The organism is Ornithinimicrobium sp. (assembly GCF_051004135.1).
GTDB lineage: Bacteria > Actinomycetota > Actinomycetes > Actinomycetales > Dermatophilaceae > Ornithinicoccus.
The window spans coordinates 1-4,975 of sequence record NZ_JBPCKQ010000104.1 but is presented as its reverse complement, the minus strand read 5'-3'; the positions used below and the strand labels follow the sequence as shown (position 1 = coordinate 4,975).

The window sequence follows — 4,975 nt, the reverse complement described above, 5'->3', positions numbered from 1 at the left end:
TTCGGCAACCGGGTCTTCCTGCGGCACTACTGCATACACCTGTCAGGTCCGGACATCGGGGCCGGCGTGAGTGCCTTCCCTGCTGACGTGCGGGCTGCCCGCGGCTTCAACGGTGACATCGCGCTGCGCAGAGACGAGTGGCTCGGTCGTTTGCGGGACGAGACCGCGGGCGACGGTCCGGGGCCGGAGGTGCTGGGACGCCGATGCGCCCGCAAGACGCTGCTGGCCGTCGCGGGTCTGGTGAGCGTCCACGACGCCACCTGGACCACAGATCGCGGTCGTGCCGCCAGGCGCTGGGCCGCAGTCCGACCTGCGCAGGCGGAGGGCCTGCGTCAGTTGGACAGCTGGAGCCGAGCCACGACCGCCGCGACGCAGGAGGAACTCGAGGCAGCTCTGCATACCGGCGGCATCATCGACGTGGTGCAGCGGGACTTCCGGGACATGGTGGGACCGTGGGCCTGACCCAGTCTCAAGGGAGCGTGGCGGCTTCGGTCCTGACGTGAGCGGCAAGGCGGGTGGCACCGCATACCCTGGTCGGCATGTCCGGTGATCGCTGTCCCGCGTGACCGAGTGGCTCCTGCTCGCCTGTGCCGTCCTGCTGATCGGGGCCAATGCGCTGTTCGTGGCCGCCGAGTTCTCCCTGGTCAGCGTCGACCGGGCCACGGTCGAACGGCGCACCGAGGCTGGTGATCGCCGGGCCGGCAGTCTGCTGGCCGCGCTGCGCACGTTGTCGACGCAGCTCTCCGGCGCCCAGCTGGGCATCACCGTCACCTCGCTGGTCGTCGGGTTCCTCGCCGAGCCCTCCATCGCCACGATCGTGCGGGAGCCGCTGGGGGCGGTCGGGGTGCCGGCCGGGGCAGTGGGCGGGGTGTCGTTCACGCTGGCGTTCGTGCTGGCGACGGGCAGCCAGATGATCTTCGGTGAGCTGGTGCCCAAGAACTGGGCGATCGCCGAGCCGTTGCGGGTGGGGCGGGCTGTTGTCGGGGCCCAGCGTGGGTTCACCTTCGTGGCCCGGCCGCTGATTCGGTTGCTCAACGGGGCGGCCAACCGGATCCTGCGCTCCCTCGGCATCGAGCCGCAGGAGGAGCTGGCCTCGGCCCGTTCGCCCGGGGAGCTGGCCTCGCTGGCCACCCGCTCCGCGCAGGAGGGCACGCTGGAGGCGAGCACCGCGGACCTGCTGACCCGGTCGATCGAGTTCGGGGATCGCCGGGCCGGTGACGTCATGACGCCCCGGCCGCGAGTCACCTTCCTCGCGGCGGCGGACCCTCTCGAGGCCGTCCTGCGCACGGTGGTGCGCACCGGTCACGCTGCCTTCCCCGTCACGGGCAAGGACGTCGACGACATCGTCGGGGTCGTGCACTTCAAGCACGTCCTGGCCGTGCCGGTGGGCGATCGGTCGAGCACGTCGGTGCGTGAGGTCGTGCGCGAGATGCCGGCCGTCCCGGACAGCATGGAGCTCGACCCGCTGCTGGCCGTGGTGCGCCGCAGTGGGCACCAGATGGCGCTGGTCGTGGACGAGTACGGCGGAACCGACGGCATCGTCACCCTGGAGGACCTCGTCGAGGAGATCGTCGGGGACATCCAGGACGAGCAGGACAAGCCGGTGGGCCGATCGCGTCGGCTGCCCGACGGCGGATGGACACTCTCCGGGCTGCTGCGCCCCGACGAGATCGAGGATCTCACCCGGATCGAGCTGCCCGAGGCGGAGGAGTCCGACACGGTCGGCGGGCTGCTCATCGAGCGCTTCGGCGCCCTGCCGCAGGTGGGCGATGAGGTGCACGTCGAGGCCCGGGCCCAGGACGACGTCGACGACGACGGCATCCCGGCGACGGTGGTGGCGAGCCTGTCCGTGACACGGATGGACGGGCGCCGGGTGGACCGCGTCCTGCTGCGACTCGTGTCGGAGCAGGCCACAGCGCAGGAGCAGGGGAGCAGCGATGAGTGACCTCACCGCGCTGGGTGTGGCGGTGTTGCTGCTGGCCGGCAACGCCTTCTTCGTCGGGGCCGAGTTCGCGCTCATCTCGGCCCGGCGGACCCAGGTCGAGCCGCTCGCCCGCGCCGGGTCGAGGATGGCCCGGATGACGTTGCGGGCCATGGAGTCGGTGTCGCTGATGATGGCCGGCGCCCAGCTGGGCATCACGATGTGCTCGCTGGGCCTCGGGGCGATCGGGGAGCCGGCCGTCGCTCACCTGCTGGAGCCGGTCTTCGAGGTCGTCGGGGTCCCCGATGGGCTGGTCTATCCCCTCTCGTTCGCCATCGCACTGGCCATCGTCGTGGCCCTGCACATGGTCCTCGGCGAGATGGTGCCCAAGAACTTCGCGCTGGCCACCCCCGAGCGCGCGGCATTGCTGCTCGGCCCACCCCTGTATGCCGTGGTCTGGCTGCTGCGGCCGCTCATCGCCGTGCTGAACTGGGTGGCCAATGGCGTGTTGCGCCTGCTGCGGGTGCAGCCCCAGGACGAGGTGACCTCCACCTTCACGGCCGAGGAGGTCGCCGGCTTCCTTTCCGAGTCACGGCGCGAAGGTCTGCTGGATGACGAGGAGCTCACCTTGTTGACCGGGGCTCTGGAGTTCACGGGGGCCACGGTGGGCCAGATCGTCGTGCCCCTGGCCGACGTCGTGACCGTGCCCCCGCAAGCCACGGTGCATGAGCTGGAGGCTCTCTGCGGGCGCACCGGCTTCTCCCGTTTCCCGGTGCTGGCCGGTGATGGTGACCTGCCCGGCTACGTCCATCTCAAGGACCTGTTGGACACCCCGGCCGAGCAGCGGGGCGAGGTGCTGCCCACCAGGTGGGTGCGCCCCCTCGCCACGGTCGAGCTGCAGCGCTCGCTGGACGAGGCGCTGACGTCGATGCAGGCCGGGGGAGCACACATGGCCCGCGTGGTGGACCCCGAGGACCGCTCGGTTGTCGGCCTGGCGTTCCTCGAGGACGTGCTCGAGGAGCTGGTCGGCGAGGTCATCGACCACGGAGCTGCCTGAGCGCCCCCGACAGGTCTGCTTGCACGGCCACTTCGAGCACCCGCGAAGCGAAGCGCCGCTTTGACGGGCAGTGGCCCGTGAACTGCTAGCATTTTGATATCAGAGGTGGTTCCGCTGACCGACGTGCTCATCCGCAACGTCGACGAGCAGGCGTTGCGGCGTCTCGACGCCGAAGCAGGTCGGCTGGGACTATCTCGCAACGAGGACCTGGGTGACGACGAGGTGATGAGCCAGGCGTGGTCGTGACCGACCTCTGGCTCCTCGACAAGTCCGCAGCCCTTCGTCTCGATGGTGGGGACTGATGCCGAACGACCTATGGATGCGGTCCTGACGCTCGCCCGTCGACTCCTCGTCTGCGCCCAGGACGACTGCCTGGCTGAGGTCGGGGCGTTCGAGGCCCTCCAGGTCTGAGGGAGGCTCGCCGTGTTCGTCGGCTCCGGCGGCATCCTCCACGTCGCCGTCCCACATGAAGGTGGCTGGCGACAGGTCTGCGTCCACGGTGAAGTCGAGCACCTCGACAACGTAGGGCGTGCCTTCGGCGGCATAGCGCAGCACCAGTCCGGTCTCCTGGTCCAAGACCAGCCGCAGCACATACGGCTTGTCGCCCGGTGCGCCGAGGGTCAATTCCCACGCGTCGCGGCCAGCGCAGGTCGTGGCCGTCGGGCCGGTCAGTGGTCTTCGGAAAGCCGTGGGGTCGAGGAAGAGCCGTGGGTGTCCCCAGCCCAGTCCTGCGATCTCGTCCGTGGGGATCCAGTGGGGCCTGCGACGTCCTTGCTGCAGCCCTCCCGATCGTCCGCGGCTCAGGTGTCGGGCATCGTCGCGGAGCAGCACCAGATGGCCATCGCACTCGATCCGCCAGTGGTCGGGGTGGCCGAAGCTGACCTGGATGTGCGACTCGACAGCCTCGCCGCCGGTGCGTCCCGACGGCGGTTGATTTGCTCGGATACGGGCTACGAGGCTGCTCCGCCGAGCCAGACCCCCCCTCGCATCGGCCGAGAGCTGAGCCCACGAGACCGGTGTGTTCGGCATACCGGGCAGTATGTCGTCCCCTCGCATCTCCTGGAGGCGCCCGGCCGACCTGTCACCTGTGCGGGCCGCTCCACTGCGGTTCGACAAGATGCCACGAGGGGCGGTCGTCTCACTACCTTGTTCCGCTCCTCATCGGTGTGGTTTCACGGACGAGGTCGACGCGATCCAGGATCAGCAGGTCCGTCCACGGAACAGGTCCGAAAGCCGCCGACCCCCAGTCGATCAGCACGGGCGGCCCGGTGTCTGACACAAGCAGATTCCGAGTGGTCAGATCACCGTGACTCAAGCCGAAGCGCAGGGGGACGCTCGCCAGGTCGTGCAGCGACTCTACGAGCTGCAGCTGCCGGCCGCGGCTGTAGACCCCCGCCCGAAAGAGTGGGTCGGCCCGGTCAAGTCGTTCCACGTTGTACGCCAGGTGGTCCGCCCAGGCTTGCTGGAGATCTCGCCCGAAGCGGGTGAACAGCGAGTCCGGAGCGGCGTCGTCAGGCTGAATGTCGTGGATGGCGCGGCCGTAGGAGCCAAGGAACGACCACGGCGTAGAGCTGTCGTCCTCCTCCCCTGGGCGACCGAGGAAGAAGCGTTGCACGCCACGAACACATCATTGACCGACCCCGAACCCACCACGGCTCGGACTGCAGTTCTCGGGAGCCCCAGCTCGGACAGCTACCGCGCGGGCTAGGCCGTGATCATGTTGCACCCGTTCACACCAGAAGGCCGCGGCGCGTCGGCGTCCTGCCTGAGACGACAGACCCGGACGGTCCGGAACATGTGACGCCCGATATTAGTTGAGCGTAGTGAACTCAACTTCGGTGAGTCCCGGTTTGACAATAGCCGGGGATATGCCGCAACTTGAGTCCCGACGCATCAACCACGGCGCGGGCACCGCGAGGACCCGGCCACACGACATACAGGAGTGATCCACACATGGGACGTGCAGTAGGCATCGACCTGGGCACCACCAACTCCGC

At 69.1% G+C, this 4,975-nt stretch carries 5 protein-coding genes; 4 read left to right on the top strand and 1 reads right to left on the bottom strand.

The annotated features are described in order from the left end of the window. The 4 genes from ACR2FV_RS05970 to ACR2FV_RS05955 all read left to right on the top strand — a co-directional run. Positions 1-462 (top strand): hypothetical protein (locus tag ACR2FV_RS05970; RefSeq protein WP_434014780.1); only part of this gene is annotated, 462 nt, incomplete at its 5' end. Positions 463-562: 100 nt separating this feature from the next. Beyond that, positions 563-1,945 carry a hemolysin family protein gene (locus ACR2FV_RS05965; RefSeq protein ID WP_434014779.1) on the top strand — a complete coding sequence of 461 codons (1,383 nt, stop codon included), beginning with the start codon at positions 563-565 and terminating at the stop codon, positions 1,943-1,945. Next, the gene (locus ACR2FV_RS05960; RefSeq protein WP_434014778.1) at positions 1,938-2,978 is read left to right on the top strand and encodes a hemolysin family protein; all 1,041 of its coding nucleotides are present in this window, start codon (positions 1,938-1,940) and stop codon (positions 2,976-2,978) included. Before ACR2FV_RS05965 ends, ACR2FV_RS05960 begins: the two co-directional genes overlap by 8 nt. Before the next feature lie 105 nt (positions 2,979-3,083). After that, positions 3,084-3,224, top strand: a complete 141-nt coding sequence (locus tag ACR2FV_RS05955) for a hypothetical protein (RefSeq protein ID WP_434014777.1) — start codon at positions 3,084-3,086, stop codon at positions 3,222-3,224. An 895-nt stretch (positions 3,225-4,119) separates the two neighbouring features. Here the strand turns inward: ACR2FV_RS05955 and ACR2FV_RS05950 are convergent. After that, on the bottom strand, positions 4,120-4,593 hold the full coding sequence (locus ACR2FV_RS05950; RefSeq protein ID WP_434014776.1) for a phosphotransferase: 474 nt from the start codon (positions 4,591-4,593) through the stop codon (positions 4,120-4,122). Positions 4,594-4,975 lie beyond the last annotated feature (382 nt).

Coding starts and splice junctions, on each gene's coding strand:
- ACR2FV_RS05960 (WP_434014778.1), top strand. CDS start 1,938: ATGAGTGACCTCACCGCGCTGGGTGTGGCGGTGTTGCTGCTGGCCGGC.